This window comes from Klebsiella sp. K4, from assembly GCF_014596785.2.
Lineage (GTDB): Bacteria > Pseudomonadota > Gammaproteobacteria > Enterobacterales > Enterobacteriaceae > Klebsiella > Klebsiella pneumoniae.
In genome coordinates this window covers 759,628-776,015 of the sequence record NZ_CP115021.1, presented here as the reverse complement: position 1 = coordinate 776,015, position 16,388 = coordinate 759,628, and the positions used below count along the sequence as shown (strand labels likewise).

The 16,388-nt window shown below is 56.4% G+C and carries 15 protein-coding genes, 1 other RNA gene and 2 pseudogenes; 7 read left to right on the top strand and 11 right to left on the bottom strand.

From position 1 onward, the window contains the following. Positions 1-22: 22 nt before the first annotated feature. Entirely contained in the window at positions 23-601 is a 579-nt protein-coding gene (locus IB144_RS03860) for a YecA family protein (RefSeq protein WP_002916486.1), read from the bottom strand. A gap of 166 nt (positions 602-767) precedes the next feature. Here IB144_RS03860 and zapA point away from each other — a divergent pair, with 166 nt between their 5' ends. The 3 genes from zapA (at position 768) to IB144_RS03845 (ending at position 2,017) form a co-directional block, all read left to right on the top strand. Further along, positions 768-1,097 carry a cell division protein ZapA gene (gene zapA / locus IB144_RS03855; RefSeq protein ID WP_002916488.1) on the top strand — a complete coding sequence of 110 codons (330 nt, stop codon included), beginning with the start codon at positions 768-770 and terminating at the stop codon, positions 1,095-1,097. Positions 1,098-1,138: 41 nt separating this feature from the next. Next, positions 1,139-1,322, top strand: a non-coding RNA gene (ssrS, locus tag IB144_RS03850) — 6S RNA. A 98-nt stretch (positions 1,323-1,420) separates the two neighbouring features. Then, complete coding sequence (locus tag IB144_RS03845) at positions 1,421-2,017, top strand: 5-formyltetrahydrofolate cyclo-ligase (RefSeq protein ID WP_002916490.1); 597 nt, start codon at positions 1,421-1,423, stop codon at positions 2,015-2,017. 83 nt (positions 2,018-2,100) lie between these two features. Here the strand turns inward: IB144_RS03845 and serA are convergent, their stop codons facing one another. Further along, positions 2,101-3,333, bottom strand: coding sequence for a phosphoglycerate dehydrogenase (gene serA, locus IB144_RS03840; RefSeq protein WP_002916493.1), 1,233 nt, complete (start codon positions 3,331-3,333; stop codon positions 2,101-2,103). Positions 3,334-3,602: 269 nt separating this feature from the next. Next, positions 3,603-4,262 (bottom strand): ribose-5-phosphate isomerase RpiA, encoded by a 660-nt coding sequence (gene rpiA, locus IB144_RS03835; protein WP_002916495.1) that lies wholly within the window; start codon positions 4,260-4,262, stop codon positions 3,603-3,605. A 167-nt stretch (positions 4,263-4,429) separates the two neighbouring features. On the opposite strand from rpiA, the gene argP reads away from it, so the two are divergent. Further along, positions 4,430-5,323, top strand: a complete 894-nt coding sequence (argP, locus tag IB144_RS03830) for a DNA-binding transcriptional regulator ArgP (RefSeq protein WP_002916497.1) — start codon at positions 4,430-4,432, stop codon at positions 5,321-5,323. 53 nt (positions 5,324-5,376) lie between these two features. On the opposite strand, the gene IB144_RS03825 is transcribed toward argP, so the two are convergent. From IB144_RS03825 to tkt, 7 genes are all read right to left on the bottom strand, one after another. Further along, positions 5,377-6,144: an oxidative stress defense protein gene (locus tag IB144_RS03825; RefSeq protein ID WP_002916499.1), complete on the bottom strand. Its 768-nt coding sequence runs from the start codon at positions 6,142-6,144 to the stop codon at positions 5,377-5,379. Between the two features lie 89 nt (positions 6,145-6,233). Next, positions 6,234-6,869 carry an arginine exporter ArgO gene (gene argO, locus IB144_RS03820; protein ID WP_004144747.1) on the bottom strand — a complete coding sequence of 212 codons (636 nt, stop codon included), beginning with the start codon at positions 6,867-6,869 and terminating at the stop codon, positions 6,234-6,236. A gap of 151 nt (positions 6,870-7,020) precedes the next feature. After that, positions 7,021-7,878 carry a small-conductance mechanosensitive channel MscS gene (locus IB144_RS03815; protein ID WP_002916504.1) on the bottom strand — a complete coding sequence of 286 codons (858 nt, stop codon included), beginning with the start codon at positions 7,876-7,878 and terminating at the stop codon, positions 7,021-7,023. 190 nt (positions 7,879-8,068) lie between these two features. Next, positions 8,069-9,148, bottom strand: coding sequence for a class II fructose-bisphosphate aldolase (gene fbaA, locus IB144_RS03810; protein WP_004144748.1), 1,080 nt, complete (start codon positions 9,146-9,148; stop codon positions 8,069-8,071). Positions 9,149-9,245: 97 nt separating this feature from the next. After that, positions 9,246-10,409 (bottom strand): phosphoglycerate kinase, encoded by a 1,164-nt coding sequence (gene pgk, locus IB144_RS03805; protein ID WP_002916508.1) that lies wholly within the window; start codon positions 10,407-10,409, stop codon positions 9,246-9,248. Between the two features lie 39 nt (positions 10,410-10,448). Beyond that, positions 10,449-11,477 (bottom strand): erythrose-4-phosphate dehydrogenase, encoded by a 1,029-nt coding sequence (gene epd, locus IB144_RS03800; RefSeq protein ID WP_002916512.1) that lies wholly within the window; start codon positions 11,475-11,477, stop codon positions 10,449-10,451. Between the two features lie 384 nt (positions 11,478-11,861). After that, positions 11,862-13,853: a transketolase gene (gene tkt, locus IB144_RS03795; RefSeq protein WP_004174438.1), complete on the bottom strand. Its 1,992-nt coding sequence runs from the start codon at positions 13,851-13,853 to the stop codon at positions 11,862-11,864. Between the two features lie 278 nt (positions 13,854-14,131). On the opposite strand from tkt, the gene IB144_RS03790 reads away from it, so the two are divergent. The 3 genes and pseudogenes from IB144_RS03790 to IB144_RS03780 form a co-directional block, all read left to right on the top strand. Continuing rightward, positions 14,132-14,890 (top strand): M48 family metallopeptidase, encoded by a 759-nt coding sequence (locus IB144_RS03790; RefSeq protein WP_004151780.1) that lies wholly within the window; start codon positions 14,132-14,134, stop codon positions 14,888-14,890. A 33-nt stretch (positions 14,891-14,923) separates the two neighbouring features. After that, positions 14,924-15,007: pseudogene (locus IB144_RS03785) on the top strand (hypothetical protein); the annotation flags it as partial. A 44-nt stretch (positions 15,008-15,051) separates the two neighbouring features. Next, a pseudogene (locus IB144_RS03780) lies at positions 15,052-15,291 on the top strand (OprD family outer membrane porin); the annotation flags it as partial. A gap of 59 nt (positions 15,292-15,350) precedes the next feature. Here IB144_RS03780 and speB read toward each other — a convergent pair. Next, complete coding sequence (gene speB, locus IB144_RS03775) at positions 15,351-16,271, bottom strand: agmatinase (protein WP_002916572.1); 921 nt, start codon at positions 16,269-16,271, stop codon at positions 15,351-15,353. Positions 16,272-16,388 lie beyond the last annotated feature (117 nt).

Here is a 16,388-nt window from a genome sequence, read left to right as displayed (position 1 = left end):
ACGCCCCCTGAACGAATTTTAGTTAGTGTAATGTCGGTTTGCGGACTTCCGGTGCGGTTGGCTGCTGACGGGCAAAGGTGTCGTGGCACAGCAGTGCGGCAACGCGGACATACTCGATAATCTCCTCCAGAGACATCTCCAGCTCTTCCTGATCTTCGTCTTCATCGTAGCCCAGCTGGGCAATATTACGCAGATCGTCAATCGCTTCCCCGGTTTCATCCTTCACTTTATCCAGCTTCGGCTGGCTAACGCCAAGACCAAGCAGGAAGTGGTTGACCCAACCGGCGAGGGCGTCGGCACGGTCAAAGACGCTCACCGCATCGCCTTCCGGCAGATACAGTTGAAAGAGGAAACCGTCGTCATCCAGTGAATCGCTGATGGCGGAATGCATGTTACGCAGCGCCTGAGCCAGTTCATGGCCAAAGGCGAGACCTTCGTTGGTCAGGTCGTGCACCAGCGGCTGCCAGCTGCTGTCCGTGTTGCCGCCGCACAGCAATCCGCTGATCAAACCGTGCATTTCGGCCGGGGTGAGACCTACCCCTTGTTGGTTCAGTAACTGGTCTACATCGTTGTAACCAGGCATTTCGTTCTGTATAGACATGCGCATTCGTCATCGTTGGGAGGAATATTCATGGTATGCTACCACTTTGGACCCTGGTGAACCAGAATAGGGCTTGTATCTTCGCACCAGGGTAGCTATAGTGTCGCCCCTTCGCAGACCCGGGCCAGGGTGTGAAGGCAGCGCAGTCAATCAGCAGGAAGGTGGCATGTCTGCACAACCCGTAGATCTCCAAATTTTCGGCCGTTCACTGCGAGTGAATTGCCCGCCTGAACAAAGGGATGCCCTGAATCAGGCAGCTGAAGACCTTAATCAGCGGTTGCAAGATTTAAAAGAACGCACTAGAGTCACAAATACTGAGCAGCTGGTCTTCATCGCGGCGTTGAACATCAGCTATGAGTTGACTCAGGAAAAAGCGAAGACCCGCGACTACGCTTCCAGCATGGAGCAGCGCATTCGCATGCTTCAGCAGACCATCGAACAAGCATTGCTTGAGCAAGGTCGCATAAGCGAAAAGCCAGGGTCGAAGTTTGAATAACACTTTGCAGTTAACTGTGTTAGAGTAATCGCAAGAACAAAATTTCTCTGAGATGTTTGCAAGCGGGCCAGTCCCCTGAGCCGATATTTCATACCACAAGAATGTGGCGCTCCACGGTTGGTGAGCATGCTCGGTTCGTCCGAGAAGCCTTAAAACCGTGACGACACATTCACCTTGAACCAAGGGTTCAAGGGTTACAGCCTGCGGCGGCATCTCGGAGATTCCCTTCTTTACTTCGCATCATCCCCCATACGTGTTTTCGGCTGAAGCCGCCCTGTATTACACTTGCTCCTATTGTTTCGCCAGCTCGTAACGAGACCTGCATGACTATACAGCCCGATACCCTGCTCTCCCGTCAGCATATTCGCCAGCAGATCCGCGATCGTCGACGCGCACTCAGCCCGGAGCAACAGCGCCTGTTTGCCCAACAGGCCGCCGAGCGGATGATGGCCTGGCCGCCGGTAGTTCTCGCCCACAACGTGGCGCTGTTTCTCTCCTTTGACGGCGAGCTGGACACCCAGCCGCTGATCGACCAGCTCTGGCGCGCCGGCAAGCGGGTATATCTCCCGGTGCTGCATCCCTTTAGCCCCGGCAATCTGCTGTTTTTACACTACCATCCGCAGAGCCAACTGATCGTGAATCGCCTGAAGATCCGCGAACCGAAGCTCGATGTGCGGGATGTGCTGCCGCTGGCTGAACTCGATGTGCTGGTGACCCCGCTGGTGGCCTTCGATGTCAGTGGCCAACGGCTGGGAATGGGCGGCGGTTTTTACGACCGGACGCTGCAAAACTGGCAGCAGTATCGCCTGCAGCCGGTGGGCTACGCGCACGACTGCCAGCAGGTGGATAGCCTGCCGAGCGAAGAGTGGGATATCCCGCTGCCGGCGGTCATCACCCCGGGAAAAACCTGGTGTTGGTAGGTACGCGGGGACGAAAAATTCAGCCTGGAAAGTATTAACAAAAAAACGGGCAGGTACGCGACCTGCCCGAGAGGCAAAAATGATTAGAACAGCAGACGGGCGCGGATAGTCCCCGGGATCGCTTTCATTGCCTGCAGCGCCTGCTGGGCAACATCTTCTTCCGCTTCAATATCAATCACCACGTAGCCCATCTGCGGCGACGTTTGCAGATACTGGGCGGCAATGTTGATGCTCTGCGCGGCGAAGATTTGGTTGATTGCGGTCAGGACGCCCGGCCGGTTCTCATGGATATGCAGCAGACGGCGGCCGCCGTGCAGCGGTAGAGAAACTTCCGGGAAGTTAACTGCCGACAGGGTTGACCCGTTGTCAGAGTATTTCGCCAGCTTGCCAGCTACTTCCAGACCGATGTTCTCCTGCGCTTCCTGAGTGGAGCCACCGATATGCGGTGTGAGGATCACGTTATCAAACTCGCACAGCGGCGAAGTGAAGGGGTCGCTGTTGGTCGCAGGTTCAGTCGGGAAGACGTCGATAGCCGCCCCGGCCAGATGCTTACTGGCCAGCGCATCGCATAGCGCCGGAATGTCCACCACGGTACCGCGGGAGGCGTTGATCAGCAGCGCGCCCGGCTTCATCAGCGCCAGTTCTTCCGCGCCCATCATATTTTTGGTAGAGGCGTTTTCCGGCACGTGCAGGCTGACCACATCGCTCATGTTCAGCAGGTCGGAGAGATGCTGTACCTGAGTGGCGTTGCCGAGCGGCAGTTTGTTTTCAATATCATAGAAGAAGACGTGCATTCCCAGCGATTCCGCCAGAATGCCAAGCTGGGTACCGATGTGGCCGTAACCGATGATGCCCAGCTTTTTACCACGCGCTTCGAAGCTGCCGACCGCCTGCTTGTTCCACACCCCGCGGTGCGCTTTGGCGTTGGCTTCCGGCACGCCGCGCAGCATCAGCAGCAGTTCGCCGATCACCAACTCGGCCACCGAGCGGGTGTTAGAGAACGGCGCGTTAAACACCGGAATACCGCGCTTCGCAGCGGCGTTCAGATCGACCTGGTTGGTCCCGATGCAGAAGCAACCGACGGCAACCAGTTTTTCCGCTGCGGCGAAAATCTCTTCAGTCAGATGGGTACGGGAACGCAGGCCGATGAAATGGGCATCACGGATCGACGCTTTCAGCTGTTCTGAATCCAGCGCGCCTTTATGAAATTCAATGTTGGTGTAACCCGCTGCGCGAAGGCTATCGATTGCCTTTTGATGCACACCTTCAACCAGCAGAAATTTAATCTTGTCTTTTTCCAGTGATACCTTAGCCATTTCCCCGTCCTGTTTTGTCTTAACTGATGTCGTGCTGAACGAAAGTTCGTCTCAGCAACATATCAAAAAAAACTATCGCGGCAATATGAACGTTTGCGTCGCCGTCCTGAAGAAATGTCATCCAGAGGGAAATCGCAGGACAAAACACCAGAAAGAGAAGAAATGGTAGCGTGTAAATCAGAATGGTTGCATAAATGTGACAGAAGTCACCAAATTGCACCTGATGAAAAAATATTTGCGAGGGAGCCGGTCGGCTCCCTGCGGACAGACTATTTTACGATGGTCTTCACGCCGTCGGCAGTGCCAATCAGCGCCACGTCGGCGCCACGGTTGGCGAACAGCCCCACGGTGACGACGCCAGGAATACCGTTGATCGCGTTTTCCAGCGCGATCGCATCGAGAATTTCCAGGCCGTGCACGTCAAGGATCACGTTGCCGTTATCGGTCACCACGCCCTGACGGTACTCTGGACGGCCGCCCAGCTTGACCAGCTGACGCGCCACGGCGCTGCGCGCCATCGGAATGACTTCCACCGGCAGCGGGAACTTGCCCAGAATATCGACCTGCTTGGAGGCGTCGGCGATGCAGATAAACTTATCCGCGACCGAGGCGATGATCTTTTCACGGGTCAGCGCCGCGCCGCCGCCTTTGATCATCTGCATATGGCCGTTGATCTCATCCGCGCCGTCAACATAGATCCCCAGGCGATCGACGCTGTTAAGATCGAAGACGGTGATCCCGAGGCTTTTCAGCTTCTCGGTGGAGGCGTCGGAGCTGGAAACCGCCCCTTCGATCTGCCCCTTCATGGTGCCCAGCGCGTCAATAAAATGGGCCGCCGTCGAGCCGGTGCCTACGCCGACAATAGTCCCTGGCTGTACATATTGCAGTGCTGCCCAACCTACCGCTTTTTTCAGTTCATCCTGCGTCATAATTCTGGTCCGAGATGTGAATGCCTGTGGCGCATTATAGAACATCGATAGTGGAAATGTCCCTGCGATGCAGATCACACAACTGAACAGACCAATTTCGTCTGTATCAAATAAAAATTTATGTCATAGTGCGAGATAACGATTAGTTATGGGGGCACGCCAGAATAATGAAACGACCGGACTACAGGACACTACAAGCGCTGGATGCGGTGATTAGGGAACGAGGATTTGAGCGCGCCGCGCAGAAGCTATGTATTACCCAGTCCGCCGTCTCACAGCGTATTAAGCAGTTGGAAAATATGTTCGGCCAGCCGCTGCTGGTGCGTACCGTGCCGCCGCGCCCCACCGAGCAAGGACAGAAACTGCTGGCTCTGTTGCGCCAGGTTGAACTGCTGGAGGAAGAGTGGCTGGGCGATGAACAAACCGGCTCTACGCCGCTGCTGCTGTCGCTGGCGGTGAACGCCGACAGTCTGGCGACCTGGCTGCTGCCGGCGCTGGCCAACGTTCTGTCAGACTCCCCTATTCGTCTCAACCTGCAGGTGGAAGATGAAACCCGCACCCAGGAGCGCCTGCGCCGTGGCGAAGTAGTGGGCGCAGTGAGTATCCAGCCGCAGGCGCTGCCAAGCTGCCTGGTGGATCAGCTGGGGGCGCTCGATTACCTGTTTGTCGCATCAAAAGAGTTTGCGCAACGCTATTTCCCGAATGGCGTGACGCGTTCGGCGCTGCTTAAGGCGCCGGTCGTCGCCTTCGACCATCTGGACGATATGCATCAGGCGTTCCTGCAGCAAAACTTCGACCTGCCGCCGGGCAGCGTCCCCTGCCACATCGTCAACTCGTCGGAAGCTTTCGTGCAGCTGGCGCGCCAGGGCACCACCTGCTGTATGATCCCGCATCTGCAGATCGAAAAAGAGCTCAACAGCGGCGAACTTATCGATCTCACCCCGGGCCTGTTCCAGCGCCGCATGCTCTACTGGCACCGCTTCGCCCCGGAAAGCCGCATGATGCGCCGGGTGACCGATGCGCTCATTGACTACGGACACAAGGTGCTGCGTCAGGATTAAACCGCGGGCATAAAAAAGCCACTTCGCTGAAGTGGCTTTTTTGTTTCTATCGCTTACTGGGCCGGTTTCGGCGTTTCCGCCGGTTTCGCCGGGGTGGCTGGAGCAGCGGCTTGCGCCGGCTGCAGCTCAAAGACTACATCGACCTGGTCGTCAAACTGGATAGTCGCCTGCTCGTAGGTTTCCTGGGCAGAAACCGGCGCAGCGTCAGCGGCCTTCATCATGCGAACCATCGGGCTCGGCTGATAGTTGGAGACATGGTAGCGCACGCTGTACACCGGACCCAGCTTGCTGTGGAAGCCTGCGGCCAGCTCCTGCGCCTGATGCACGGCGTCGTCGATCGCCGCTTTACGCGCCTTATCTTTGTAGGCGTCCGGTTGCGCAACGCCCAGCGAGACGGAGCGAATTTCGTTGAGACCCGCTTTCAGGGCGCCATCCAGCAGACCGTTGAGTTTATCCAGCTGGCGCAAGGTCACTTCCACTGTGCGCACCGCGCGATAGCCTTTCAGAATACTTTTCCCGTTCTGATAGTCGTAATCAGGTTGGGTACGCAGATTCGCCGAGTTGATGTCCTTTTTAGCAATACCGCTCTTTTCGAGGAAAGAGAGATATTGCGCAACGCGATCGTCAGCCTGTTTTTTTGCCGACGCGGCGTCTTTTGCCGACACGTTCACTTCGATCGCCAGGGTGGCGATGTCCGGAACCGCGGCAACGCTTGCTGTGCCTGAAGTCACAATGTGCGGGCCATCCGGCAATTCGCTGGCCTGTGCCGCCATCGTGGTCAATCCGAGTGTTGCCGCCAGGGCTAAGACTTTTAACTTCACTGTCGTTTCTCCATGTTACTTAAATCGCCCTTACGGGACGCATGCCAGCAAGCTTAGCGCGTACAGCAGGAAAGTCCATCGGACAACGCTTAGTTAAGCAACGCCTGGATATGGCTGACGCCTTCTCTTGCCAGCTGAAACGCAATAAACCACATGACGGCGCCGACCACAATATTGATGATCCGCTGGGCTCTGGCGGTACGTAGTCGCGGCGCCAGCCAGGCGGCTAACAGCGCCAGGCCAAAGAACCACAGGAAAGAGGCGCTAATGGTCCCTAGCGCAAACCAGCGCTTCGGCTCCACCGCCAGCTGACCTCCCAGGCTGCCTAACACCACAAAGGTGTCCAGATAAACGTGCGGATTAAGCCAGGTCACCGCCAGCATGGTGATAATGATTTTCCAGCGCCCCTGCTGCATTACCTCTGCATTGGCGAGTTCAAGACTCTGACTGAACGCCGTTTTCAATGCGCCGAAGCCATACCACAGCAAAAAGGCCACGCCGCCCCAGGTCACTAGCGCCAGCAGCCACGGGGATTGCATCAGCAGTGCGCTACCGCCGAAAATGCCAGCGCAGATTAACAGCAAGTCGCTGACCGCGCATAGCAGGGCAATCATCAGATGATACTGACGACGGATCCCCTGATTCATCACAAAGGCATTTTGAGGGCCAAGCGGCAATATCATAGCCGCTCCCAGGGCAAGCCCCTGAAAGTAATAAGTAAACATAAGGATTTATCCGCTGAGTTCGAGAGTGGCGCTGACTATAGCGCGAATGAATTATTAGCGGAAATTGAAAGAATTAATCATTAATTAGAACAACTAATGATGAGCTATTGAAAAAGGCCGGCATGGCCGGCCTAAGTTATTGAGAGGCGGTTTACTCTGCTTTTTCCGGCAGGCGCACCACATGAACATCCATCTGCGGGTAAGGGAAGCTGATGCCGTTGGCGTCAAATTCACGCTTGATACGCTCGAGGATATCCCAGTAGACGTTTTGCAGATCGCTGCTTTTGCTCCACACGCGCACCACGAAGTTCACCGACGAGGCGCCGAGTTCGTTCAGACGAACGGTCATTTCCCGATCGCGCAGAATTCGATCGTCAGATTCGATAATCGAGGTCAGCAGCTGCTTTACCTTGTCGATATCAGCATCGTAAGCGACGCCGATAATAAACTCATTGCGACGCGCAGGCTCCCGGGAGAAGTTAATGATATTGCCGGCGATGATTTTCCCGTTCGGGACCACCACTACTTTACCGTCCGCGGTACGCAGGGTGGTGGAGAAAATCTGCACGTTCAACACCGTACCTGCCACGCCGCCAAGGTCGACATACTCGCCAGCGCGGAACGGGCGGAACATCACCAGCAGTACGCCTGCGGCAAGGTTCGACAGCGATCCCTGCAGCGCTAAACCCACCGCCAAACCGGCAGCACCCAGCACCGCAATCACCGAGGCGGTCTGCACGCCTACCCGCCCCAGGGCGGCAATCAGCGTAAAGGCGATAACCGCATAGCGCACCAGCGCAGAGAGAAAATCGGCCACGGTAGCGTCAATTTTACGCGCCAGCATCAGGCGGTTGACGGTATTAGAGACGACGCGCGCCACGATCATCCCGACGATCAGGATAGCGATAGCCGCGACGATGTTGACGGCATAGCTCAGCAGCAGCTCCTGGTTGCGTGCCAGCCACGTCCCGGCGTGGTTGATGCTATCGACAACGTTCAAATCTTCCATTTAACATTCCTTATGAATCCCCTGGGGGGAAGTAAATAACTCAGCCTGCGACAGGGCAGTCAGGTTATAGGGTAAACAATAAGTGCACGTTTTGCCAAATGGATCACAGTTTTCTGCCGCGCTATCCTGTTGTTAAGATAATAAAAAAGCCCGCATTGCTGCGGGCTTCCGGGTAAGAAACAGATTTTTCTTACAGAACGTCGATCGCGTTCAGCTCTTTAAATGCCTGCTCCAGACGAGTCACCATGGAAGTCTGGGCAGCACGCAGCCATACGCGCGGGTCGTAGTATTTCTTGTTCGGCTGGTCTTCGCCTTTCGGGTTGCCCAGCTGGCCCTGCAGGTAAGCTTCGTTCGCTTTGTAATACTGCAGGATACCGTCCCAGGTTGCCCATTGGGTGTCGGTATCAATGTTCATTTTCACCACGCCGTAGCTGACGGAGTCTTTGATTTCCTGAGCGGAAGAACCGGAACCGCCGTGGAACACGAAGTTCAGGCTGTTGTGCGGCAGGTTGTGTTTCTTGGAAACATATTCCTGAGAGTCGCGCAGGATGGTCGGGGTCAGAACTACGTTACCTGGTTTGTACACGCCGTGTACGTTACCGAAGGAAGCGGCGATGGTGAAGCGCGGGCTGATTTTGCTCAGCTCGGTGTAGGCGTAATCCACGTCTTCCGGCTGGGTGTACAGGGCGGAAGCGTCCATGTGGCTGTTATCCACGCCGTCTTCTTCACCGCCGGTGCAGCCCAGTTCGATTTCCAGGGTCATGCCCATTTTGGCCATGCGAGCCAGGTACTTAGAGCAGATCTCGATGTTTTCGTGCAGGGACTCTTCAGACAGGTCGATCATGTGGGAAGAGAACAGCGGTTTGCCAGTAGCGGCGAAGTGTTTTTCACCGGCGTCCAGCAGGCCGTCGATCCACGGCAGCAGTTTCTTCGCGCAGTGGTCAGTGTGCAGGATAACCGGCACGCCGTAGTGTTCAGCCATCTGGTGCACGTGGTGGGCGCCAGAGATAGCGCCGAGGATAGCAGCACCCTGAGGAACGTCAGTTTTCACGCCTTTACCTGCGATGAACGCTGCGCCGCCGTTAGAGAACTGAACGATAACCGGAGAGCGAACTTTCGCTGCAGCTTCCAGAACGGCGTTGATGGAATCAGTACCTACGCAGTTTACCGCCGGCAGTGCAAAGTTGTTTTCTTTCGCTACCTGGAACACTTTCTGAACGTCGTCGCCAGTGATGACGCCCGGTTTTACGAAATCAAAAATTTTAGACATGTTACTTAGTCCTGTATCTGTATCTTCGACCGTTGAAGAAGGTTCGCGAGCCCTTAAGCGCGCTGAAAAACAGGCGGGTTTCCCCGCCTGAACTGAATTACTGCTTAGCGCGCTCTTCGAGCATCGCTACTGCCGGCAGGACTTTGCCTTCGACGAATTCAAGGAATGCGCCGCCGCCAGTGGAGATGTAGGAAATTTTGTCAGCGATGCCGAACAGGTCGATCGCTGCCAGGGTGTCACCGCCGCCGGCGATGGAGAAACCTTCGCTGTCCGCGATAGCGTTAGCCACGATTTCAGTCCCTTTACGGAAGTTAGGGAATTCGAATACGCCAACCGGGCCGTTCCACAGGATGGTTTTGGCGTTCTTCAGGATTTCAGCCAGTTTCTGTGCGGAAACGTCGCCAAGGTCCAGAATCTGCTCGTCATCTTTGATGTCGTTAACAGACTTCAGGGTTGCCGTTGCGGTTTCGGAGAACTCGGTCGCTACGCGAACGTCGGTCGGAACCGGGATATCGCAGGTGCCCAGTAGGCGCTTGGCTTCATCAACCAGATCTGCTTCGTACAGGGATTTACCGACGTTGTGGCCCTGAGCGGCAACGAAGGTGTTAGCGATACCGCCGCCCACGATCAGCTGGTCAGCGATTTTAGACAGGGAATCCAGAACGGTCAGTTTGGTGGACACTTTAGAACCACCAACGATAGCGACCATCGGACGAGCTGGCTCTTTCAGCGCTTTACCCAGCGCGTCCAGTTCAGCGGCCAGCAGCGGGCCTGCGCACGCCACGTCAGCAAATTTGCCGATGCCGTGGGTGGAAGCCTGCGCGCGGTGCGCAGTACCGAAAGCGTCCATCACGAACACGTCGCACAGCGCAGCGTATTTCTTAGACAGTTCTTCGTCGTCTTTTTTCTCGCCTTTGTTGAAGCGAACGTTTTCCAGCACCACCAGTTCACCGGCAGCCACTTCCACGCCGTCCAGGTAGTCTTTAACCAGGCGTACCGGGTTGGACAGTTTGTCTTTCAGGTAATTAACAACCGGCAGCAGAGAGAATTCTTCGTTGTACTCGCCTTCGGTCGGACGACCCAGGTGAGAAGTAACCATGACTTTCGCGCCCTGCTTCAGCGCCAGTTCAATGGTCGGCAGAGATGCACGGATACGTGCGTCGCTGGTTACTTTCCCGTCTTTAACTGGTACGTTCAGATCCGCACGGATAAAAACGCGTTTACCAGCCAGATCCAGATCGGTCATCTTAATTACAGACATGGTGAATCCTCTCGTTGATTCATAAAGTTTTGTCGACGTTTACGCGTCGAACCTGAAACCAATAGCCGCCATCGCTAACGTCGTGTCGAGCATTCGGTTAGCAAAGCCCCATTCGTTATCGCACCAGACCAGCGTTTTGATCAGATGCGCGCCACTGACCCGGGTTTGCGTACCATCGACGATGGCGCTGTGCGGATCGTGGTTAAAATCTGTCGAGACCAACGGTAATTCCGTATAGTCAACTATACCATGAAATGCACCTTGTGCTGCTTTTTGCAGCAACTGGTTGACTTCACATGCTTTTACCGGTTTTTTCACCGTCACGCTCAGGTCAATTGCCGTCACGTTAATCGTCGGCACCCGCACGGCAATCGCTTCAAAACGGTCGTTAAATTGCGGAAAAATACGGGTGATCCCTGCCGCCAGTTTGGTATCCACCGGAATGATCGACTGGCTGGCCGCGCGGGTACGCCGCAGATCCGGATGATAAGCGTCAATCACCTGCTGGTCATGCATCGCCGAGTGAATGGTGGTGACGGTGCCGGACTCAATGCCATAGGCGTCATCGAGCAGTTTAATGATCGGAATAATGCAGTTGGTGGTGCAGGAGGCGTTGGAGACGATGCGATGCCCGGCGCGAAGTTCATCCTGATTTACGCCGTACACCACCGTCGCGTCGAGGTCGTTGCCGCCGGGGTGGGAAAAGAGCACTTTTTTCGCCCCCGCCTGAAGATGGGCTTCACCGTGTTCACGACTCCCGTATACCCCGGTACAGTCAAGCACGACGTCCACCGCCAGTTCGCGCCAGGGCAGCGCCGCAATGGTCGGCTCATGCAGCAGACGGATGGCATCGTCGCCAACAAACAGCTGCTCGCGCTCCTGACGGACATCCCAGGCGAAACGGCCATGGCTGGTGTCATATTTCAATAAATGCGCGATGCCCGCGGCATCCGCCAGCTCATTGATTGCCACCACGGTGATTTCCGCACGACGCCCGGATTCATATAGAGCACGAACCACGTTGCGTCCAATGCGACCGAAGCCATTAATCGCGATGCGAATGGTCATAGATCTCCTGCAAGGCTGTCCCTGTTATGAGGTGGCTGACAGAGTAATCCAGCAACGCTCTGAGGGGAACCTTACCAGCTGCAAACTGCGACTGATTGATTAATTGTCGAACATTTAAACGACTGAAACGCTTCAGCTAGAATAAGCGAAATGAGGAATAAAAGGAATGTTTGTCCAGCGCAATAAACCAGCTATATGACTCACATCACATTTTTGCTGGAATAATTTACAACCGTATTACATGGTTCAGGAATAGCAGATACAAAAAAGCCGGGTGGCGAGATAAAAGCAAAACGGTAACCCAGGGGTTACCGTTTTGGTGTTTGCACCCTCTCCTGTGGGAGAGGGGTGGGGTGAGGGCATCAGCCCGCACCGTGCCAGCGATTACAGCAGCGCTTTCGCTTTAGCGACCACGTTATCAACGGTGAAGCCGAACTCCTCGAACAGCTGCTCAGCCGGCGCAGACTCACCGAAGGTGGTCATGCCAACGATAGCGCCGTTCAGGCCAACGTATTTGAACCAGTAGTCAGCGATACCCGCTTCCACGGCAACGCGCGCGGTCACGGCTTTCGGCAGTACGGATTCGCGATAAGCCGCATCCTGCTTGTCGAACGCGTCGGTGGACGGCATGGAAACCACGCGCGCCTTCACGCCTTCGGCAGTCAGTTTGTCCCATGCGGCAACCGCCAGCTCCACTTCTGAACCGGTGGCGATGAAGATCAGCTCCGGCTGGCCGGCGCAATCTTTCAGCACATAACCGCCGCGGGCCACGTTCGCCAGCTGCTCTGCGGTACGCTCCTGCTGCGCCAGGTTCTGACGGGAGAGGATCAGCGCGGTCGGGCCGTCCTGACGCTCCACGCCATATTTCCACGCAATCGCGGATTCAACCTGGTCACACGGACGCCAGGTGGACATGTTCGGGGTCACGCGCAGGGAAGCCACCTGCTCTACCGGCTGGTGAGTCGGGCCGTCTTCGCCCAGACCGATCGAGTCGTGGGTGTAGACCATCACCTGACGCTGTTTCATCAGCGCGGCCATACGTACCGCGTTACGCGCGTATTCCACGAACATCAGGAAGGTGGAGGTGTACGGCAGGAAGCCGCCGTGCAGCGCGATACCGTTGGCGATAGCGGTCATACCGAACTCGCGCACGCCGTAGTGGATGTAGTTCCCGGCAGCGTCTTCGTTGATCGGCTTAGAGCCGGACCACAGGGTCAGGTTGGACGGCGCGAGATCTGCGGAGCCGCCGAGGAATTCCGGCAGCAGCGGGCCGAAGGCTTCGATGGCGTTCTGCGAGGCTTTACGGCTGGCGATTTTCGCCGGGTTGGCCTGCAGCTTCGCGATGAACTCGTTAGCTTTCGCGTCGAAGTCAGACGGCATTTCGCCTTTCATACGGCGGGTGAATTCGGCTGCTTCCTGCGGGAAGGCTTTGGCGTAGGCAGCGAACTTCTCGTTCCATGCGGCTTCTTTCGCCTGGCCGGCTTCTTTGGCATCCCACTGGGCATAGATGTCAGACGGGATGTCAAACGGCGCGTGTTTCCAGCCCAGCGCTTCGCGGGTCAGGGCGATTTCGGCGTCGCCCAGCGGCGCGCCGTGGGAGTCGTGGGTGCCGGCTTTGTTCGGCGAACCGAAGCCGATGATGGTTTTGCACATCAGCAGGGACGGTTTGTCGGTGACCGCCCGCGCTTCTTCTACCGCGCGTTTGATGGCGTCAGCGTCGTGACCGTCCACGCCGCGCACCACGTGCCAGCCGTAGGCTTCAAAGCGTTTCGCGGTGTCGTCGGTGAACCAGCCTTCAACGTGGCCGTCGATGGAGATGCCGTTGTCATCATAGAACGCCACCAGTTTACCCAGTTTCAGGGTACCGGCCAGGGAGCACACTTCGTGAGAAATGCCTTCCATCATGCAGCCGTCGCCCATGAAGGCGTAGGTGTAGTGGTCGACGATATCGTGTCCCGGACGGTTGAACTGCGCCGCCAGGGTTTTCTCGGCGATAGCCATCCCGACCGCGTTAGCGATACCCTGGCCCAGCGGACCGGTGGTGGTTTCCACGCCTGCGGTGTAGCCGACTTCCGGGTGACCCGGGGTTTTGGAGTGCAGCTGGCGGAAGTTTTTCAGCTCTTCAATCGGCAGATCGTAGCCAGTGAGGTGCAGCAGGCTGTAAATCAGCATCGAACCATGGCCATTTGACAACACAAAACGGTCACGGTCAGCCCAGGCCGGATTGTTCGGGTTATGGTTCAGGAAATCACGCCACAGCACTTCGGCAATGTCAGCCATACCCATCGGGGCCCCCGGGTGGCCGGATTTGGCTTTCTGTACAGCGTCCATGCTCAGCGCACGAATAGCGTTAGCAAGCTCTTTACGTGAGGACATTTTGACTCCAGTTCGGACTGTTGAAGGCCATGCCCTTAACGACTTGACGAGAGCGCGTTTTGGGCTACGCCGGAAAAAAGTGTGAACAATGTAACCCAAGCGACAAGTCATGTACATGGAGCATCCTTTTGCCCTTTAAGAAATCTCTGGAACAGGTTGTGCTACGCCGGAATCCGCTCGCCCGCATCCTGCGATACTCTTTATAATTTACGCAGAATACGGTTCCCTGCCGTCGCCGTATTTTCGGATAAACAACCATAAGATTGTGGAAGATAAAAATGAAAATTCGCTCAACCGTACTTGCTCTTGGGATCGCAGCAACCCTCACCGGATGTCAGAACATGGACTCCAACGGTCTGCTCAGCTCAGGCGCCGAAGCCTTCCAGGCATACTCTCTCAGCGACGCGCAGGTGAAAACCTTAAGCGACCAGGCCTGTAAAGAGATGGACGCCAAAGCGAAAATCGCCCCGGCCAACAGTGAATACAGCCAGCGGCTGAACAAAATCGCGGCTGCGCTGGGCGATAACATCAATGGTCAGCCCGTGAACTACAAGGTCTATGAGACCAAGGATGTCAACGCCTTCGCCATGGCCAACGGCTGCATCCGCGTCTACAGCGGGCTGATGGATCTGATGAACGATAATGAAGTCGAGGCGGTGATCGGCCACGAAATGGGCCACGTCGCGCTGGGCCACGTGAAGAAAGGCATGCAGGTCGCCCTGGGTACCAACGCCGTGCGTGCGGCGGCGGCCTCCGCGGGCGGTATCGTCGGTAGCCTGTCGCAGTCTCAGTTGGGCGATCTGGGCGAAAAACTGGTGAACTCGCAGTTCTCCCAGCGTCAGGAATCGGAAGCGGATGACTACTCTTACGACCTGCTGCGTAAGCGCGGTATCAATCCGTCGGGACTGGCCACCAGCTTCGAGAAACTGGCCAAGCTGGAAGCCGGCCGTCAGAGCTCCATGTTTGACGATCACCCGGCCTCAGAAGCGCGTGCCCAGCATATTCGCGATCGCATGAAGGCCGACGGGATTAAATAATCATCAGCGGGAGGCGCTAGCGCCTCCTCACCAATCTTTGCCAGCCAACAATCAAATAGCCAGGGCTTTATTGAAGACAGCCACTTGGAACTCTTTTTACGTAACGCTTATACCCGTCATACTTCAAGCTGCATGTGCGTTGGCAATAACTCGGCCTATCCCTGGGCCTCGCCCCTACGGGGCCAGCGCAAGCGCTGTTCAAAACGGCTAGCCGTTTTGTCCGGCAACTCGAAATATTTAGGGTATATACCAAACGTGATTATCGCGATGGGTTGCCGGATAAAGCCGAATGGGGCCAGGGGATTATCGCCACCTTCGAATCGGGCTTTACCCAGGGACCGGTCGGCTTCGGTGTGGACTGTTTCGCCCAGTATGCGGTGCGCCTTGACGGCGGTCGCGGGCCCAGCGGTCGGCGCCTTGATTAACCCCCTGTACCGTACGGCACAGGGGGTTACCGGGGTTATTCGCCCTTTTTCGCCGCCTGGATGTACAGCATCTCCAGCGCCAGGGTCGCCGCCGCCAGAGCGGTAATTTCGGACTGATCGTAGGCCGGGGCGACTTCCACCACGTCCATCCCGACGATGTTCAGGTCCTTCAGGCCGCGCACCAGCTTGATCGCGCGGTCGGAGGTCAGCCCACCGATAACCGGGGTACCGGTGCCTGGCGCAAACGCCGGATCCAGACAGTCGATATCAAAGGTCAGGTACACCGGCATGTCGCCGACGATCTGCTTCACCTGGGCAATCACGTCATCAACGCTGCGGTCGTTAACCTGGCCGGCATCCAGTACCGTAAAGCCATTGTCTTTGTCGAACTCGGTGCGGATCCCGATCTGTACGGAGTGGTTCGGATCGATAAGCCCTTCGTTCGGCGCGGTATAGAACATGGTGCCGTGGTCGAACTCGCAGCCGTTGGCGTAGGTATCGGTGTGAGCATCGAAGTGCACCAACGCCATTTTACCAAAGTGCTTGGCATGGGCGCGCAGCAGCGGCAGGGTAACGAAGTGGTCGCCGCCAAAGGAGAGCATACGTTTGCCGGCCGCCAGCAGCTTCTCGGCGTGAGCCTGCAGCTTCTCGCTCATTTCGCGCGCGTCGCCGAAGGCGTACACCAGATCCCCGCAGTCCACCACGTTCAGGCGCTCGCGCATATCGAAGTTCCACGGGAAACGGTTGTGCTCCCAGGCAAGGTTAGTAGAAACCTGACGGATCGCCGCCGGGCCATGACGGCCGCCCGCGCGCCCGGAGGTCGCCATATCGAACGGCACGCCGGTGATGACCCAGTCCGCATCGCTTTCATACGGCATAAAGTTCATTGGCAAACGCAGAAAGCCAAAGGCATTGGATACCAGGGAGTTATCGTATTGATGACCTAAAGTGCTCATGGATATGACCTCTTTTGACAGTCGTGGAACGTAAAAAATAAGTATAAAAAAACCCCTCCGCGTCGTTAGGCCCGACGAGGAAGGGTTTGATAGATAAATCGCTTATTGGCGTGAATT